The 18,117-nt window shown below is 50.8% G+C and carries 14 protein-coding genes; 7 read left to right on the top strand and 7 right to left on the bottom strand.

From position 1 onward, the window contains the following. Positions 1-18: 18 nt before the first annotated feature. The 3 genes from BZJ18_RS08990 to BZJ18_RS08980 all read right to left on the bottom strand — a co-directional run bounded on the left by BZJ18_RS08990 (position 19) and on the right by BZJ18_RS08980 (position 3,517). On the bottom strand, positions 19-795 hold the full coding sequence (locus BZJ18_RS08990; protein WP_069589361.1) for an ABC transporter substrate-binding protein: 777 nt from the start codon (positions 793-795) through the stop codon (positions 19-21). Positions 796-871: 76 nt separating this feature from the next. Further along, the gene (locus BZJ18_RS08985) at positions 872-1,642 is read right to left on the bottom strand and encodes an ABC transporter ATP-binding protein (protein ID WP_069589359.1); all 771 of its coding nucleotides are present in this window, start codon (positions 1,640-1,642) and stop codon (positions 872-874) included. A gap of 573 nt (positions 1,643-2,215) precedes the next feature. Further along, positions 2,216-3,517, bottom strand: coding sequence for a tetratricopeptide repeat protein (locus BZJ18_RS08980; RefSeq protein ID WP_077456184.1), 1,302 nt, complete (start codon positions 3,515-3,517; stop codon positions 2,216-2,218). 361 nt (positions 3,518-3,878) lie between these two features. Between BZJ18_RS08980 and BZJ18_RS08975 the strand changes: the two genes are divergently transcribed. Continuing rightward, positions 3,879-5,390: a DUF3360 family protein gene (locus BZJ18_RS08975; protein ID WP_077456183.1), complete on the top strand. Its 1,512-nt coding sequence runs from the start codon at positions 3,879-3,881 to the stop codon at positions 5,388-5,390. A 136-nt stretch (positions 5,391-5,526) separates the two neighbouring features. After that, complete coding sequence (gene pflB / locus BZJ18_RS08970) at positions 5,527-7,803, top strand: formate C-acetyltransferase (RefSeq protein ID WP_077456182.1); 2,277 nt, start codon at positions 5,527-5,529, stop codon at positions 7,801-7,803. A 180-nt stretch (positions 7,804-7,983) separates the two neighbouring features. Here the strand turns inward: pflB and BZJ18_RS08965 are convergent, their stop codons facing one another. Continuing rightward, positions 7,984-9,606 carry a methyl-accepting chemotaxis protein gene (locus BZJ18_RS08965; RefSeq protein ID WP_077456181.1) on the bottom strand — a complete coding sequence of 541 codons (1,623 nt, stop codon included), beginning with the start codon at positions 9,604-9,606 and terminating at the stop codon, positions 7,984-7,986. A 333-nt stretch (positions 9,607-9,939) separates the two neighbouring features. On the opposite strand from BZJ18_RS08965, the gene pflA reads away from it, so the two are divergent. After that, on the top strand, positions 9,940-10,680 hold the full coding sequence (pflA, locus tag BZJ18_RS08960; RefSeq protein ID WP_077456180.1) for a pyruvate formate lyase 1-activating protein: 741 nt from the start codon (positions 9,940-9,942) through the stop codon (positions 10,678-10,680). A gap of 53 nt (positions 10,681-10,733) precedes the next feature. Here the strand turns inward: pflA and BZJ18_RS08955 are convergent, their stop codons facing one another. Next, positions 10,734-11,639 carry a LysR substrate-binding domain-containing protein gene (locus tag BZJ18_RS08955; protein WP_069589352.1) on the bottom strand — a complete coding sequence of 302 codons (906 nt, stop codon included), beginning with the start codon at positions 11,637-11,639 and terminating at the stop codon, positions 10,734-10,736. A 206-nt stretch (positions 11,640-11,845) separates the two neighbouring features. On the opposite strand from BZJ18_RS08955, the gene focA reads away from it, so the two are divergent. Continuing rightward, entirely contained in the window at positions 11,846-13,300 is a 1,455-nt protein-coding gene (gene focA / locus BZJ18_RS08950; RefSeq protein WP_443216503.1) for a formate transporter FocA, read from the top strand. A 100-nt stretch (positions 13,301-13,400) separates the two neighbouring features. Here focA and BZJ18_RS08945 read toward each other — a convergent pair whose 3' ends face one another. Next, the gene (locus BZJ18_RS08945) at positions 13,401-14,588 is read right to left on the bottom strand and encodes an MFS transporter (RefSeq protein ID WP_077456178.1); all 1,188 of its coding nucleotides are present in this window, start codon (positions 14,586-14,588) and stop codon (positions 13,401-13,403) included. A gap of 231 nt (positions 14,589-14,819) precedes the next feature. Beyond that, positions 14,820-15,485, bottom strand: coding sequence for an energy-coupling factor ABC transporter permease (locus BZJ18_RS08940; protein ID WP_077456177.1), 666 nt, complete (start codon positions 15,483-15,485; stop codon positions 14,820-14,822). A 172-nt stretch (positions 15,486-15,657) separates the two neighbouring features. Here BZJ18_RS08940 and BZJ18_RS08935 point away from each other — a divergent pair, with 172 nt between their 5' ends. From BZJ18_RS08935 to BZJ18_RS08925, 3 genes are all read left to right on the top strand, one after another. Further along, a complete protein-coding gene (locus BZJ18_RS08935) occupies positions 15,658-16,158 on the top strand; it encodes a YfbU family protein (protein ID WP_069589346.1) in 501 nt (166 codons plus the stop codon). A gap of 143 nt (positions 16,159-16,301) precedes the next feature. Further along, positions 16,302-17,150, top strand: coding sequence for a 23S rRNA (guanine(745)-N(1))-methyltransferase (gene rlmA / locus BZJ18_RS08930; protein ID WP_077456176.1), 849 nt, complete (start codon positions 16,302-16,304; stop codon positions 17,148-17,150). Then, entirely contained in the window at positions 17,147-18,097 is a 951-nt protein-coding gene (locus tag BZJ18_RS08925) for a ChaN family lipoprotein (protein ID WP_077456175.1), read from the top strand. Before rlmA ends, BZJ18_RS08925 begins: the two co-directional genes overlap by 4 nt. Positions 18,098-18,117 lie beyond the last annotated feature (20 nt).

Below are 18,117 nucleotides of genomic sequence, written 5' to 3'. Positions count from 1 at the left end.
ATGCTGCCCGCCTGCCTATTACTCGCCGTATACGTCGTAGTCGAAGTACTTGGCTGCAATCTCGTCATACACGCCTTTTTCGCGTAACGAATCGATCGCTTGGTTAAGCTTCTCAGTCAGCGCTTTGTCTTGCTTGCGTGTCGCAATGCCAAAACCTTCACCAAACCACTCAGGATCGGTTAATGACGGACCAATAAACTCAAATGCATCACCGCCTTCTTTATCAAGCAGGCCTTGTTGCAGTGCTGACGCATCGCCAAGAATCGATTCGATACGACCTGCTTTCAAATCAAGGTAAGCTTCATCGAAAGTGCCATAGCGAACGATATCGACCGCATCGCCATAGTTATCCGTCAGATATTTATCATGGGTGGTTGCGCGCTGAACACCGATTTTAACGCCATCTAACCCCTCTTTGGTAAAGGTCAGATCCGTGCCTTTTTCGGCCACAAATTTGTTCGGGATGAGGGCGTACTTGTTGGTGAAATCGACTTTCTTTTTACGCTCTTCGGTGATAGACATCGCCGCGATGATCGCATCGTATTTACGCGCTAACAGTGAAGGAATGATGCCATCCCAATCCTGAGCGACGATTTTACACTTCGCTTGCATCTCTTCGCACAGCGCATTCGCCATATCCACATCAAAGCCTTTCAGCTCGCCTTCATTGGTGGTCCAACTAAAGGGAGGGTACGCCCCTTCGATCCCAAAACGTACGACCTTCCAATCCTTGGCTGCTACGGAGGTTGACCCAACCGCGGCCATCACGGCGGCGGCAACTAGCCATTTTTTCATTTTCCTTTCTCCTGTCGTTATTACGATGTTGTGCGGGCTACGCCCATTTGCATGGTTATGCTATTGATATATTTAATTAATAGATGGATGAGATAAACTGCTTCAGGCGTTCTGATTCCGGGGCATTAAACAACTCTTTCGGGTCACCCTGCTCCTCAACCAACCCTTGATGTAAAAACATCACATGATTCGAGACATCACGTGCAAAGCTCATCTCGTGGGTAACCACCAGCATGGTGCGTCCTTCTTCAGCCAGTGAACGCATCACTCCCAGCACCTCACCGACTAACTCAGGATCCAGCGCGGAGGTTGGCTCATCAAACAGCAAAACTTCTGGCTCGACGGCGAGTGCACGCGCAATCGCGGCACGCTGTTGCTGACCACCGGATAAATGGCCTGGGTAGTAGTCGCGCCGCTCATACAATCCAACGCGATGCAACAAGGCCTCAGCTTGTTCAATGGCTTCAGCCTTGGGCACCCCCAATACATGAACAGGCGCTTCAATGACGTTTTGCATCACCGTCATGTGTGACCAAAGATTGAACCCTTGAAAGACCATGGCAAGACGCGAGCGAATGCGTTGCACTTGTTTGTCACTGACGGGAACAGGCTCACCAGCGCGATTGTTTTTCATTTTGATCAACTCACCATTGACCCAAATTTCGCCACCGGTAGGCGTCTCAAGTAAATTGATACAACGCAGAAAGGTGCTTTTCCCGGATCCGGAAGAGCCAATAATAGAGATAACGTCGCCACGGTGGGCGTCGAGAGAAATGCCTTTGAGCACTTGGTGCTGCCCAAAGCTTTTTTTGAGTGACTTAACCTGTAGCGCTACAGCTTCCGTCATGCGCTAGCTCCTATCATCCATGAAATCTGTTGTGTTTACGTACTGCCCACATCAAATGCGCGCTTATTATTACTCACTGCTGGGTGAGTGCCTGGCTCCTCACCATCGTTGGTGATTAATTCGACATCTTGCAATCGAAAATATCACCCCTCCACCTGATGAGCAACATTTTGTTAACCTTGAAAATGGAATTATTATAGTCAATATTATTGCATAAAAAGTCAAATGCAAAATTTACTGCTGAAAAAATAACCAGAACATTCGCCACATCGATATCGTCGACATACCAACACAGTTACAACTGTCATCTTTCTCTACCCCGCTCCCAACAGCCAACCGTCGGCAGTATGTGCGAGATACACAAGGGCGAACGTGCGATATCGTTTAACAATAAGCATAGCGCAGCGCATTGTTTTTAAGGAAATAAAGTCGGCACTGAATAGAAACCCATACTCTCACGCACGGGTTGTGAAAGCTTTTCAGTGTTAATGCGCACCAAGAAGTAACAAAACTGTGAAGGGGCGAACGCTAAGACCATGATGGCAGACAAAAGCGCCCGCATTGTAAGACAGGTTAGGAGATAGATAGATCAGACAAGCTCGCGCGACCTGCTTTAAGTAATTCCAATGTTTCTCGCCATCGTTCTGCCAAGCCTGAGGTATCCCTTGCCTGCCACTCATTTAAGGCAAAGTCAGCCAACGCATAATCTCCCGCTTTGATGGCGCTAATAGATAGCCACTGCCAAAGCATCCTATCTTCTTTTAGACCATGAGAAAGCGCCACTTGGGACGTATCAATCACCTCTTGCCAGCGCTTGAGCTGATACGCCAACATCACTTGCAGCTTAAGGGTTTGTTTATCAGGCGCGCTTAGGTTGATCTCGCTGACCCGATTAAGTGCCGCGACACGCTGGTTGTCTTGCAGCAGACACTGCACCAACAGCAGTTGCTCATCTCGTGTAGGAACGCGATCCAGTTGGCTTAACCCTTGCTGCCAATAAGCCAGGGCTTCTTGAGGTTGGGTTTGTTCGAGTTGCTCTAACGTCAACGTGCGATATAAAGCAATATCGGCTCTCGCTCTCGCTAAGTATTGACGGGCTTGAGAGTGCGATCCGGCATGGGCATGTGCTCGCGCAGCCTGAGCCAACCATTTCGGCGCAACATCGTCTTGCTGAGCCAATACATCAAAGGTACGTGCCGCGGCGGAAAACTGCGACAAGGCCATTTCGCTCAACCCTTTGGTTTGCAGAGTAAACGCATCCGCATTACCGCTCTTTTGTAGTCGCGACGCATAGTCTATCGCCACATCATAGCGAGATAACGCGTAAGCAGACTGCATCGCCAAGCGGCTGGCATGCGGCAGTAATTCATGGTGGTCGGCCATTTGCCGCGCATAACGGAGCACTTCATCATATTGCTTAACGCGGTAGGCTAAGGTAATCACTGCTGATAAGGCGTCCGCTTCGCCGTCTTTACTTAATGCATTGAGCGCGAGTGCCTGACGATAACTGCGATACGCCTCTGCCCGTTGCTGTAAATACAAATGCGCTACGCCTTGCAGGCGCAACAGCTCGGCACGCGCCGAACTATCCAGTGCTGCATCATCCTCCGCGGTCAGCAACGTTTGGCTATTTTGCAACGCCTGCTGATACGCCCCCTGTTGAATTAGACCACTGACTGCGTCCACACTGGCGGCTTGTTGTCCGTACGCGGGCGCCAACACCAACATACTTGCCAGCATACAAGCGTGAATCCCCTTACTCGAAAAAGCACTTCCTAAGCTCGAAATCAGTCGCCGCACCAAACTTATCCATTGTTCAACCATGATGGGATGACTATAACGTAATTTTTCTTTATCAGCAGCGCTTGCCGTCATGCTGTCTACATTCCTTGGCGTGTGATCGCGTTCCTCGCGTCAGTCACTCACTTTCACCCTCGATATTCGCCTGTTTTGTAGCACATTTTAGGCGTAATTTTTGGTAAAAAAACTACAAAACTCCGACATGGGTGGCTTTTTAGGCACATTTGGCGCGCTAAAAAGCGCCGATAACCGGCCGTGGCACGTAAAAAAATTACACGGTAATGATCTAAGTCAACATTCAGAAAATCCTCTATTGTTAGCATGCTGATAACGAAACAGAACACGGCCACAAGGCCACAAGGCCAGCGTAAAAACACTATAAAGACTGGCTAAGCCACTGTTTCGAAAGCTTTTGCTTTCTGTAGACGAGGAAATTATGGCAACACATGCTCAAGACCGCAGTGTGAGTCACGAAGAAAAAAGCGAATATCAAAAGAAGCACAAGCCGGCTTCATCGTTCGCCTCCCGCGCTGACTACCTGAATCACGAACTACAAATCATGCGTCCGCGCCGCTGGGGGCTAAACCTGCCCGGCCGTGACTTCCGTTTTGAACTTGAAGATCTTGTTCCCGCGCTAGCAGGTACCATCGGCATCATCGCAATGTATTCTGCGGTAATGATGTCATGGGCTGAGGGGCTAACCGCAGCGTGGGATCACATCACACTTGGTAAAGCATTTGCCGTCGAGGTTGCTCGCGTGGAAATGTTGATACCGGCTTTATTGTTTTGTGTGTTACTGTGCGGCTTTATCAACCCCCGCGCGAACTTAGCCGGTAACCACGGTCCGATGATCCCATTGGTAGGAACCATCGCCTTGGCCGGTGCTCACCCACTTGCTCTTGGTATTCTGATCGGTGTATTTGGCCTGACCTTAAGCTACCTTAAAGGCGGTTCCAAACTGGTGAACCTCACCAGTCAGGGTGTGGCCGGTGGTTTGCTGATTTTCCTCGGCTTTGGTGGCGCAAAAGGGCAAATTGAGAGCCTGTTAGCGTGGGGCGCAGAGATCAACATGGGCTATGTCTCTATTTTGATTCTTGCCGTGTCGATTGTGATTTATGCCTTCTTGGCGCGGATTGGTAAACGCTGGCTCGCGATCCCGGTGTGTGCCATTACTGGCGGTTTAATTGCCACCGCGCTAGGTGCAGGCTCGTCGTTAGAGTTCGTCACCCAACCCGGTATCCCGAACCTCAACCCTGTGTACTGGTGGGGATCGACTGAGCAAGGTTGGCAGCTAGGCTTGCCTAATGTATCGCACTTCTTAGCGTCATTGCCATTTGCTTTGCTCGCAGTTGCGATGTGGTCGCCAGACTTCCTTGGTCACCGTATTTTCCAGGAACTAAACTATCCTAAGAAAGCCGAAAAAGTACTGATGGATGTGGATGACACCATGACAGGCTGCTCAATTCGCCAAATGGTCGGCGCCTCTGTGGGTGGCGGTAACATCACCTCATCATGGGGCACCTATATGATCCCGGCCGCGATTGCTCGCCGCCCGATCCCAGGTGGGGCCATTATTCTCGGTTTACTGTGTATCGGTGTGGCTTTGATTGGTTACCCAATGGACGTTGCCACTTGGCCTCCAGTGATGACTATCGCACTGCTTTCAGGGGTATTCCTACCCTTGCTTGAAGCTGGTATGCAGATGGTCAAAGACGCCAAGTCAAGTCAGTCAGCCGGTATTTGTATTTTCGCCTCCATGGCTGTTAACCCAGTCTTTGGTTGGGCAGTCACAATGCTTTTGGACAACAACGGCCTTATCGGTGACAAAGAGCGTCCTAAAACGCTGTCAGCGATTGACCGTCTGGTGATTCCAACCGCCACTGTGATTATTTGTATTGCTGCCATGTTGGCAGTTGGAATGATTCCCGGCATTCCAGCGTTATTGTAATAACTCAGCCCCGCTTACGGGCGGGGTAATCCGGATTTAAATCGATGGGTCGCAGGCGTCAGCCATACTGACAAACACTATGACTGAACCTGGTCCCGATAAACTTCTTTTTGAAAAGAGTACAGGTAGGTGCAACATGTCTGAGCACGTTTCTAATGCATGGGAAGGATTTGTTGAAGGTAACTGGAGCAAAGCCGTTGATGTTCGCGACTTTATCCAAAAAAACTATACCCCTTACGAGGGCGACGAATCATTCCTAGTCTCTGAGCCAACTAACGCGACTAGCCAGCTTTGGGCTCGCGTGATGGAAGGCATCAAGCAAGAGAACGCGACGCATGCACCGGTTGACTTTGATACGTCTGTGGTTTCTACCCTGACTTCTCATGACGCCGGCTACATCGAAAAAGATCTGGAAAAGATTGTTGGTCTACAGACTGACGCGCCGCTAAAACGCGCCATGCTGCCTTACGGCGGTATCCGCATGGTAGAAGGTTCTTGCCACGCTTATGGCCGTGAGCTTGACCCACAAGTGAAGAAAGTTTTCACCGAGTATCGTAAAACCCATAACCAAGGCGTTTTCGATATCTACACCCCTGAAATCATGAAGTGTCGTAAGTCTGGCGTATTGACTGGTCTTCCTGATGCCTACGGCCGTGGTCGTATCATCGGTGACTACCGTCGCGTCGCGCTATACGGTATCGACTTCTTGATGAAAGACAAAAAAGCGCAGTTCGATTCTCTGCAAGAGAAATTCGAAAACGGCGAAGATCTGCAAATGACCATGCAACTGCGTGAAGAAATTGCAGAGCAGTACCGTGCACTGGGCCAACTTAAAGAAATGGCAGCGAAATACGGCTGTGATATTTCTCGCCCAGCAGAAAACGCGCAAGAAGCCATTCAGTGGACTTACTTTGGCTACCTCGGTGCAGTGAAAACCCAGAACGGTGCAGCAATGTCACTGGGCCGTACGTCAACCTTCCTAGATATTTATCTAGAGCGCGACATGGCCGCTGGCAAACTGACTGAAGAACAAGCGCAAGAGCTGATCGACCACTTCGTGATGAAACTGCGTATGGTTCGTTTCCTGCGTACGCCTGAGTATGATGATCTCTTCTCTGGCGACCCAATTTGGGCAACTGAATCAGTAGCCGGTATGGGTCTGGACGGACGTACTCTGGTATCTCGTACCAGCTTCCGTTTCCTTAACAGCCTATACACCATGGGCCCAAGCCCAGAGCCAAACATCACTGTGCTTTGGTCTGAAAAACTGCCTGAAGGCTTCAAAAAATTCTGTGCCAAAGTGTCTATCGATACCTCGTCTATCCAGTACGAGAACGATGATCTGATGCGCCCAGACTTCGAGTCAGACGACTATGCCATTGCATGTTGTGTATCACCAATGGTGGTTGGTAAGCATATGCAGTTCTTCGGTGCTCGTGCCAACTTGGCGAAAACCCTGCTTTATACCATCAACGGTGGTATCGATGAGAAGCTGAAAATCCAAGTTGCGCCTGAACACGCACCAATGACTGACGAAGTGTTGGACTATGACAAAGTCATGGACCGCATGGATCACCTGATGGACTGGCTGGCGAAGCAATATGTGACTGCCCTGAACAGCATCCACTTCATGCACGACAAATACAGCTACGAAGCGGCGCTGATGGCACTGCACGATCGTGACGTACGTCGTACTATGGCGTGTGGTATTGCAGGTCTATCCGTTGCGGCTGACTCACTGTCTGCGATCAAGTACGCAAAAGTGAAACCTGTTCGTGACGAAGACGGTATTGCAATCGACTTTGAAATCGAAGGCGAATACCCAACGTTCGGTAACAACGATGAGCGTGTTGACCAAATCGCTTGTGACCTGGTTGAGCGTTTCATGAACAAAATCCGTTCACTGAAAACATACCGTGACGCTGTCCCAACACAGTCTATCCTGACTATCACCTCGAACGTGGTATACGGTAAGAAAACCGGTAACACACCAGATGGTCGTAAAGCGGGTATGCCTTTCGCACCAGGTGCTAACCCAATGCACGGCCGTGACGAAAAAGGCGCAGTTGCGTCGCTGACTTCTGTTGGTAAGCTGCCATTTGCCCACGCCAAAGACGGTATCTCTTATACCTTCTCTATCGTGCCAAATGCTCTGGGTAAAGATGAAAACACCCAGCGCGCTAACCTTGCCGGTCTAATGGATGGTTACTTCCACCATGAAAGCGGTCAAGAAGGCGGCCAACACTTGAACGTGAACGTGATGAACCGTGAAATGCTACTCGACGCGATGGAACATCCTGAGAACTATCCTCAGCTGACTATCCGTGTTTCTGGTTACGCGGTACGTTTTAACTCGCTGACCAAAGAGCAGCAGCAAGACGTCATCACTCGTACCTTCACCTCTTCACTGTAAGAGATGATCAAAATCCCTTCGCGCAAGAAGGGCTTTTGAAAAGAAAAAACCGCCGGCAATGCTGGCGGTTTTTATTTATCACCCGTTTCCCTTTCACGATTTAGTCAGCAACGCATCTGTAACCCATCTAAGTTCCAGCCAAGGCACACCCGTTGCCAGACTCGCTCGTTTACTCAGGAGCTAGGCCACCTCAAAGTGATCGAGTTTGCTATCCAACTCTCGCGCGGAATCAGCCAATAGCTGGCTTTGTTCGGCAAGGTGAGTGGCCGCACCGCTCACTTCATTGGCCGAGTTATGAATGTTACTCACATTCTGGTTCATTTCTTCCGAGACAGTGCCTTGCTGCTCTGCGGCCGCCGCAATTTGCACCACTCGATCGTTAGACTGATACAAGGCCGCTACCATGTCTTTAAGCTGCTGCTGAGTTTCGAGCGCTGTCGCCACACTTGCTTCACTGGATTGATGGCTCGAAGTCATCGCTTCGGCTGCTTCAATCGCGTTATTGGTCAGCTCCTCAATGGTGCCTTGAATTTCAGTGGTCGATTTCTGGGTGCCTTGCGCCAACGAGCGCACCTCATCGGCAACCACCGCAAAGCCACGGCCTTGCTCACCCGCTCGCGCCGCTTCAATCGCCGCATTCAATGCCAACAGGTTGGTTTGCTCAGAGATGCCTTGGATCACTCCCGCCACATCACTGATTTGCATCACACCTTGTTTCACTTGGTTCACTAGCTTATCGGCACTGGCAATACGCTCCGCCACCTCGCGAATACTCGCCACCGTACTGTCTAATTTGTGGTTACCCACTTCGGCCATATCGGCAATTTCATTGGTCGCTTGAGCCGTTTGCTCTGCATGGTCAGCCACATCCGCCACCGTTGCCGTCATTTCGTTCATCGCTGCTGCCAGTTGCTCCAGTTCAGCACGCTGCGATTGGATACTTTGCGCACTTTGCTCGCTGGCCGAGGCAATCGACGACGCCATAGTGGACGATTGTTTGGCTTCATCATGCGCGATACGTAACGCTTCACGGACGCTGGTCATCGCCGTATCCATTCGACGTGCCAATTTGCCGATTTCATCCTCGCGCGTGTAACCACATTGCACACGCAAGTCACCACCGGCAATTCGGTCAAATTTCTCCACCAGCTCATCAAGCGGCATCACGATATCACGGCTCACAAACGCGCCCGCCACCAATAAGATCACCGCCGCGATCAACGTCATACCCGCGATCTGCCACGCTGAGGTAATAAACTGCTCTTCAATATCGCTGACGTGCACGCCTGAACCAATGATCCAATTCCAGCCATTTACGCGCTTCACGTAAGAGATTTTGGGTTTTAACTCTCCTTCTGGCGAGCGCCACGTATAATCCAGCACGCCACCCTCCGGCGGCTGACTCACTTTTACCATTTCACGCCAATGAAAGCGGCCATCACCGTCGGTGATCGCACTCGCACTGGTCCCGTTCAAATTCGGCTTGATGGGATGCGTTACTATGGTGAGATCAGGCTTCAACACCCAAAAATAGTTATCGCCGTCGTAACGCAGTTTATTTAACTGAGCAATCGCCTGCGCCTTGGCGGTTTCTTCACCCAATTGCGCCGCTTGCTGGCGATAGTAGTTCACCACACTTTCAGCAACCTCCACGTTATTACGTAACGAGGCAGTCCGCTCGGTATACGCTTGGTCTTTTTCTTTTGAAATGGTGTAAGCACTGATTGCGCCAAGTAATGCAATGGCGACTAACATAAGTGCAATTAGCTTGTTCTTTACCCTTAAATCACTAATTTTTTTCATTATTGATTCCCAACTTTTTCGGCTTCAACACGTCAACGCAGCAAGTCCTCGACGTATTCACACACATCCTTACCCGTCCATGTCAGTTTTCTCGACGTGTTGCACGTTAGTTTGGGCAGACATAAGAGTTACCTCAATATCGATATGGTTTTTTCCTCGGTGTGATCTCATTGTGATAAGACCAAAAAATGGAACTGTGATCTAAGTTGGTAGGCACTGCAAACGGTGATTCAGACAACTTACAAAATCGCGAAAAAGACGCGAATTCCCTTACGTTGAGGCGGGGTTTTGTAATAAAATAACGACATAGCAATTCGCAGTCTGGAGACACTTATGTCGGCAGTTGGTCGCATCCACTCGTTTGAATCCTGTGGCACCGTAGATGGCCCCGGAATCCGTTTCATTGTCTTTATGCAAGGCTGCTTAATGCGGTGCAAATACTGTCACAACCGTGATACATGGGACACGCATGGCGGCAAAGAAGTCACCGTCGATGAAATCATGAAAGATGTGCGTGCCTACCGCCACTTCATTACGGCATCGGGCGGCGGTGTGACCGCCTCAGGGGGAGAAGCCATGCTTCAACCTGAGTTTGTGCGTGACTTTTTCCAAGCCGCGAAAGCGGAAGGGATCCACACCTGTTTAGATACCAATGGGTACGTGCGTAAACACACCCCAGTGATTGATGAAGTGTTAGACGCCACTGACTTGGTGATGTTAGATCTCAAACAACTGAATGATGAGATCCATGAGAATTTAGTTGGCGTATCAAACCGCCGCACGCTCGACTTTGCCAACTACCTCCATAAAATTGGCCAAAAGACGTGGATTCGTTACGTGGTTGTCCCGGGTTACACCGACGATGATGACTCCGCCCACCGTCTCGGCCAGTTTATTAAAGAGATGGATAACATCGAGAAAGTGGAATTACTGCCCTACCACCAGTTGGGGGCGCACAAATGGGAAGCACTCGGCTACGATTACGAGCTGCAGGACGTTGCTCCACCATCTAAAGAAGTGATGGATAACGTCAAAAACATCATTAGTAGTTATGGGCATACGGTCACCTACTAATTAAACCGTGGATAGACCACGAATAGCCGGCCATTTTGGGCCGGCTTTTTGTATTACATATCACGGCGACGCGCTTTGGTCATCCGTGTCGCTTCGCGAATAATGCAGTCGCGTAACGGGTTCGCTGCCGCATCCGCGCGCCAAATAAACGAAAGCGTCCGCCGCATATTCAGCTCAGGTACATTCAAAGCCACCAGCTCGTCGCGCTCAATCCATTTTTCTACGTCCAAGTAAGGTAAGCAGCTGAGATAACTCGAGTTTGCGACTAAGGTTCTCAGCACAGGCACTTGCTCATACTCTCGGCGCACATCTAGATCTTCAATCACACCGTGAATCGCACTATCAAAGCTATGTCGCGTCCCTGCGCCGGGTTCGCGCAATACCCATTGTGCCTGCTCGAGTTGCGCCAAGCTAACGTGATCAAGCTGCGCATAAGGGTGATGCTTTGCCGCAACCACGACAAGATGGTCATGGCACCAAACTTGTTGCTTTAAGCGGCTATCGTCACAACGCCCCTCGATGATCCCCAAATCATGTTGATACTGGCGCACACTGTCGATCACCTTCTGGGTATTTTTCACCGTAAAGTCGATTCTAAGCTCTGGAAAGTCACTATCAATAATACTGATAAGGTCAGGAATAAGATGCTCGGCCGCCGTTTGACTGGCAATTAAGGCAATATCGCCGCTGACCACATGCTGGCCGTCAAACCCTGCTTCAATTTGCTGCGCATCAAACAGTAACTGGCGCGCCTTCGGACGTAGCCACGCTCCCCAGTAGGTCAGCTGCATTTGCTTTCCCTGCCGTTCAAATAGCGGCCGACCCAATAATTTTTCCAACTGTGACAAGGCCATACTGGTTGCTGATTGCGTCAGTGCCAATTGGTCGGCGGCTCGACTCACACTGCCACTGGCTGCAACCGCTTCAAAAACGGCTAATTGCTTCAGTGAGTAGCGCATGTTTTTTACCCTTCTACGATGCCTGATTTCAATGACACCACACTATCAACTTTTGTGATTATTACCCTAAGCAATATCAATTTTACTCCTTATATCGCGCCGCTTAGTCTGGATGTATTCACAATCCGTCTAAAAAGGAGTACAACCTGTATGTTGATATGTCTTAGCCCTCGGGCAGAGTGTGCCGCCAGAGGAGACAGCCAATGGTGAGTGCAACTCAAATCAAAAAGCCCGAAGGACCCGCGGCGTTACTCGCTCAAGCTGAAGAGTATGCGGTGAGTAAAACCCGCAAATCCACCCGGATGGCGATTGGGCTTGCCATGATGGCCGGTTTGTTTATCGGGTTGGCATTTGTGTTTTATCTCACGGTTACCACTGGCAGCAACGCTGGCTGGGGGATCACCCGCTTGTTGGGTGGATTAGCATTCAGTATGGGCTTGATTCTGGTGGTACTGGGCGGCGCAGAATTGTTTACCAGTACCGTGCTCTCCATGCTGGCGCGTGCCAACGGCAAAATCTCAACCGCGGGCTTACTGCATACCTGGGCGAGAGTCTATCTCGGCAACTTACTCGGCGCCTTGTTGCTGGTGTTGATCGTGATGACGGCGGGGTTATATCAGCTTGATGATGGCCAATGGGGACTCAATGCGTTGCACGTTGCCCAACACAAGCTCCATCACACATGGATCCAAGCTTTTGCACTGGGTGTGCTTTGTAACTTGCTGGTTTGTCTTGCGATTTGGATGACGTTTACCTCGCAAAACCCACTCACCAAAGCGGTGATGGTGATCTTGCCCGTGGCCATGTTTGTCAGTACCGGCTTTGAGCACAGCGTCGCCAACATGTTTATGGTGCCGCTGGGCATGAGTATTGCCACCTTTGCCCCTGACAGTTTTTGGCAGGCGGTGGGAGCCAGCCCAGACGCATTTAGCGATTTAAACTTGGCCCGATTTATCAGCGCCAATCTGATCCCTGTCACCCTTGGCAATATCCTTGGGGGCGCAGGACTGGTCGGCATGGGCTACTGGCTAATTATTAATCCTGAAAGAGAAAAGAAAACAGCGCAGATTGCTTCACTCGCTCTGCCTTCGGCTTCCTATTCTGAGAGTGCGATTATGACCCAAGAAACATTAACCATCGAAAAACACATGAAACCCGCTCAGTGCGCATTGAACGCACGCCAGTATGTCGCCGATGCACTAGAAAAGCTTAACCAATATCAGTTATCCGGCGCACCGGTTCTCGACGATGACGGTGATCTGGTAGGCTTTTTCTCGGTGCAAGATGTTCTCGTCGACCTGTGGTGGAACGATTATCAGCCGGATATGGATGCCAAAGTTGAATCCCTGATGCGCACTGAAGTACAAACCGTGGATGCCGAGCAATCAGTGATTGAACTGGCGCAATATATGAGCATTGATAACAAAGTGGTTTATCCGGTCAGCGATACCGGGATCGCCACCCACTTTACCAATCAATCCGCACTAGAGCGTGCAAAAACACAGACGGTCTCGCGCCCTTACATCTATCCAGTGATGCGCGATAATCAGCTGGTTGGCGTGATTACCCGTGCCGATGTGGTCCGAGCGCTAGCGCCCTTGTATGGTAATGCCATGGATATCTTGCCAGCAGACGCCAAAGAAGGACTCGTCACCGCGTAACAGATAGAGACGCTAAGCCTCATACAACAACCAACAACGCCCCAGCCAATGACCGGGGCGTTTGCTTTATCGTTTGTTGCCTTATCTGTTCTGGACGATGTTAAGCCGCACTGAGGTCGGGCATTTGACGACGCTCTTTCACATACATCACCAACATATAAACCGCCGTACTTAACAAACAAACGGCTAAATAGGTCATCAAACCATTGGTGCCAGAAAATGCGTTATCTGCCAGCAACGGGCCTGATACGGAGCCGACGCTATACGCGAGCAGCAGTACTTCGGTGGCCGCCACGATTTTCTCAGCGGCCAGCCCAACACAGGCATAGGTAATCGCTACAGGATAAATCGCAAACACAGCGGCACCCAACACAACTAGTCCGATAGCCATTTGCCATTGACTGCCCGCAAAAGCAATTAAGGCGACAGCCGCAGTGCCAATCACACATAGCCATGTCATCAGCAGCACTTTACTCATTCTTGCCGATACCAGACCAATAACGGGTTGTACGGCCATCCCGCCGACAATGACGAGCGCCATCATAGCGCCCACTTGTTGGTGATCACTGACTCGCTCAGCCAAATACAGTGGTAATAGGCCATAAACGGCACCGAGTGTCAGTCCAGACACCAAGCAACCAATATAGGCCGCTTTACGCAAAGATTTGAGCGAGCCTAAACGTGCACTATGTCCTTCCTCACGGCGAGGTTCGCCATGACGTGCAAACAAAGGCACCATGATCGCAAGCGTAATCAGTCCACCAATAAGCCAATAAGGCTGATTGCCAGTCACGCCGACATAGCCCACGCCGAGCTGCCCTAAAGCATTACCGCCGTACAAAGCCGCCATGTAAAAACCTAATCGCTTCGCACGCTGGCGATCAGAATCGGCCATCAGCAACCAAGACTCAACCACCACAAAGACACCGGCAATGGCAACGCCCGCCACAAAGCGCGCAAGTAACCAGACGCCCTGCCCTTTAATCGCCGCCATGGCGGTGATGGAGAGCAGCACAACACCCAAAAACATCACCAGCGCACGGCGATGCCCCAGCGTCGCAACAATACGTGCACTGAAGGTCGCACCCAATAACAAACCGGCGTAAAACGCACTGGCTAGCCATGCGGCCAGATGCGGCGCCAACCCCAAAGGTGCAAGGGCAAGCGGAATCAAGCTCATCAAATAGCCACTGGCAATCGCAAAGCCGGTTAAACTCACCAACGGCACCCAAGGAAAAGCCGACGGAGTCACGCAACCACCATGAGACACAGAGGAAGTCTTGTTCATTTAAGTACGCTCATTATATTGGAGAAATCAGGCACGAACGGGCCGAGACGCGCGCACTATGACGCCGCTTTTCGCCAAGGTAAAGCGAGTAATTTCTTTGCTGATGATAAAAAATTTTGATGGAAGGATTCACGGGCGCCTATAGATAAAAACGCCATAAAGTCAGAGAGATAAACGTAACACCTGCCCGCTTTTTTTTAACGACTTTGTCAGCAGGTGTCACGTCTTTTTTTATCGCTCAGGCGATAAATACTCGCGATCATAAAAGGTGCGTAACCAATGCGGCCGATACACCGCCATCACGGTCACCGCCATCCCATTTAGTAGCGCTTCAGGGAACCACATCAGCAACGCAATTTGCAGATAATTGTGCACAATTTCTTGCCAGCTATAACGGTCCGCCGCCCAATACCATAGCGAACTCACCGACAGCTGAAACACAATGGTCAGCGCAGCGCCCAAAAAAGCGGCAATAAAAATGTAGATAAATAAATGGCGCGTTAAGTAATGATAACTCAGCGCAAAAATGGCATAGCTAAACAGAATGGGGAGCACGGCTGTGGTCAAGGCCGTCATACCAATATCGCCAAGGGGCACAAACCCAAACACCGCCATAAGCGTCAAAGGCACCGTGGTAATCCAAATGGCGATTCGCCAGCCGTGGCACAGAGCCAGTGTCGTGACACCTAAAAAGTGGATATCGAGCCCTTCTTTGATCCCTGCTTGCAAGGCCCAAAGCACAAACAGTACAACCGCGGACGAAAACGCCAAATGCTGGTAGCCAACTTCCTGACGGAGTTTAGGGAAAAACTCCCGTGGGTAGGTGGCATAAAGCACCGCCACAAACACAATCCAACCCAGCCATTGCCAGCCACTTAGCGCGGCTAAATCACTCATATCGCATCCTTACTAAAGGCAAAATCAACAATTGCACATGAGCGGGTGAAAAACGTGCTACGGACATGGTCCAGATCAAGATTTGCCCATCGCGCAACTGATAATCTTCTCTTATTGTTTGTCATCTTTGATAGACGCTATTTTACCTTTATTAGTGAAGAGGCCAACCGCGATGGATATGACCCCTGCTCAACGTCTTATTTTATCTAACCAATACCAATTGATGTGCCACCTCGATCCCTCAAACAGTGAAAAATATCGCCGTTTGCAGACCATTATCGAGCGCGGCTACGCATTACAAATGGCAGAGGTGATCAGTCAATTTGAAGCACTGTGTGAAACCCAGTGCCGTGAAGTGATTGATATTATGGAAATGCACCACGCAATGCAGGCCTCTTACAACCTATTGGATGACGCTAGCCAAGCCGCGTTGTCACCACGCCGCGTCCAATTCTGGGGCTTTGATGCCGCCACGGAAGGCGCGTTAGTGCACTACGTGCGCTTCTTGGTTGATACCGAAGGGCTATATACCCAGTTCGATCAAGGCGAGCATCGCTTTAATAGCCAAATGCCCATGCTGGAAAAATACCGCCGAATGCTCGAAATTTGGCGCCACTGCCCGCGCCAATTCCACTTAAGCCTGACCGAGATTGAGCGTATTCTCAACGCGTAATGTCTCGCCGCTGAATCTCGGCATCAAGCCGCCTTATTGGGCGGCTTTTTGATGGATTGTCCCCTTGGTTGGCTTATCTGGCTTGTCGAACTGTTAACAACGCCGTACCCTAAAGCGCATCAAAGCCAAGATTCTGACCAACCATGATTTATCGATGCCCACTGTGCCAACAAACCTTGCACACTAACGCGCGTGGTGTTCACTGCGACGCCAACCACCAATTTGATCAAGCCAAAGAAGGCTACCTGAACCTACTGCCAGTTCAATTTAAGCGCTCCAAAGATCCGGGTGACAACAAAGCCATGACGCAAGCGCGTCGCGCCTTTCTTAATGCAGGGCATTATGCGCCGATGCGCCAAGCAATGATTGACGCGCTAACCCAAGCGCTGGATGGCGAGCACAAGGCTATCTTGGACGTGGGCTGTGGCGAAGGCTACTACACCCACGCGATTGCCGACCAAACTGCAGATAAACACTGGTCCGTACACGGCCTTGATATCGCCAAAGTGGCGGTCCGTTATGCCGCCAAATGGTATCCACAGTGTCAATTTTCAGTGGCCTCCTCACAGAGACTGCCCTTTCACGACAACAGCCTCGATGGCGTCGTCCGTATCTACGCGCCCTGTAATGGCGAAGAGCTCGACCGCGCGGTGAAACCGCAAGGCGTGGTGGTCACCGTCACCCCCGGCCCTCGTCATCTTTATCAACTCAAAGCGGGGATCTATCAGGATGTGCGGTTACATGAAACACCGCCAGAAACGCTGCCCAACTTTGTGCTTGAGAAGGAGCAATCGCTGCACTACACCATGACGCTCGCCGGTGAGCAAGCACTCACCTTACTGCAAATGACACCATTTGCGTGGCGTGCCAGTGACGCATGGCGTGACACCTTAGCGAACAGCGACGCCTTCGAGTGCGAAGCAGACTTTACATTGCGCGTTTATCGTCACCAAGGAACGGACAGCCACTCAGAGGAGACCCCCAAGCCATGAACCGAACGTTTGCTACAAAAGCGCGTGGTTGGCTGTTAGCCGCGAGCTTGGCTTGTCTGGCATCAACAGCCAGCGCCGCCCCACAAGCGCTTAACACCCTATTTGATTATCAAGTCAGCACGCCAGACGGCAAAGCACTGACCTTGGCAGAGGTCGCCAAACACGTGGATGATGCGGATATCGTGTTAATCGGTGAATGGCATGGTCACCCCGGGGTACACCGCTTTCAAACAGAGCTGTTGCAAGCCCTGTCCAAGCGTCATGCTGTTGCGTTGTCTATGGAACAATTTAGCCGCGATGCCCAACCTGTGCTCAACCGCTATCTGGCTGACGAGCTGGGCGAAGATAGCTTTAAACGCGAGGCCAACGCATGGGATAACTATGATGGCAGCTACCGCCCACTGATTGAATTTGCCAAACAGCATAATATCGACGTGCTTGCCGCCAACGCCCCCAAACGCATGGTGAGCTGCATTGGGCGACAAGGGCTGAGTTATCTCGAAACACTTCCTGCGGCGCAACGTGCATGGTTTGCAGACACCATCGACACCCGTGACTCAGCGTACAAATCGGTTTTTAAAGCCAATATGCACCACGGCACCCCGAGTCAAACCGAATCGCAATACGCAGCCCAATTAGCTTGGGATGCCACCATGGCCGAAAGTATGGTGCACTATCACCAAACGCATCCTGAGACACAAATTGTCCATGTGGCTGGCCGCTTTCACATTGCCGAAGGGCTTGGCACCGCACAACAAATTCGTCAGCGCAACAACAAGCTGCGTATCGCATTAATCACCCCCGTCAGTGATGAGGCGCCGCTTGCCGATAACGCCCCAGACCTCCGCTTGAAGGTGCAGCCTCTACCTGCACGTTGGCGCTCAATGGATGAAATGCGTGAGGCCGTTAGCGCCATGAAAGGCACCTCTTCCTCGGTGTGTGAGTAACGCGTCCTCACGCTGTTGAT

It is taken from the genome of Salinivibrio sp. IB872, from assembly GCF_001995345.1.
In the GTDB taxonomy this organism is placed as follows: domain Bacteria; phylum Pseudomonadota; class Gammaproteobacteria; order Enterobacterales; family Vibrionaceae; genus Salinivibrio; species Salinivibrio proteolyticus.
Note: the sequence above shows the minus strand (reverse complement) of the source record. Positions and strands in the feature narration are given on the sequence as shown.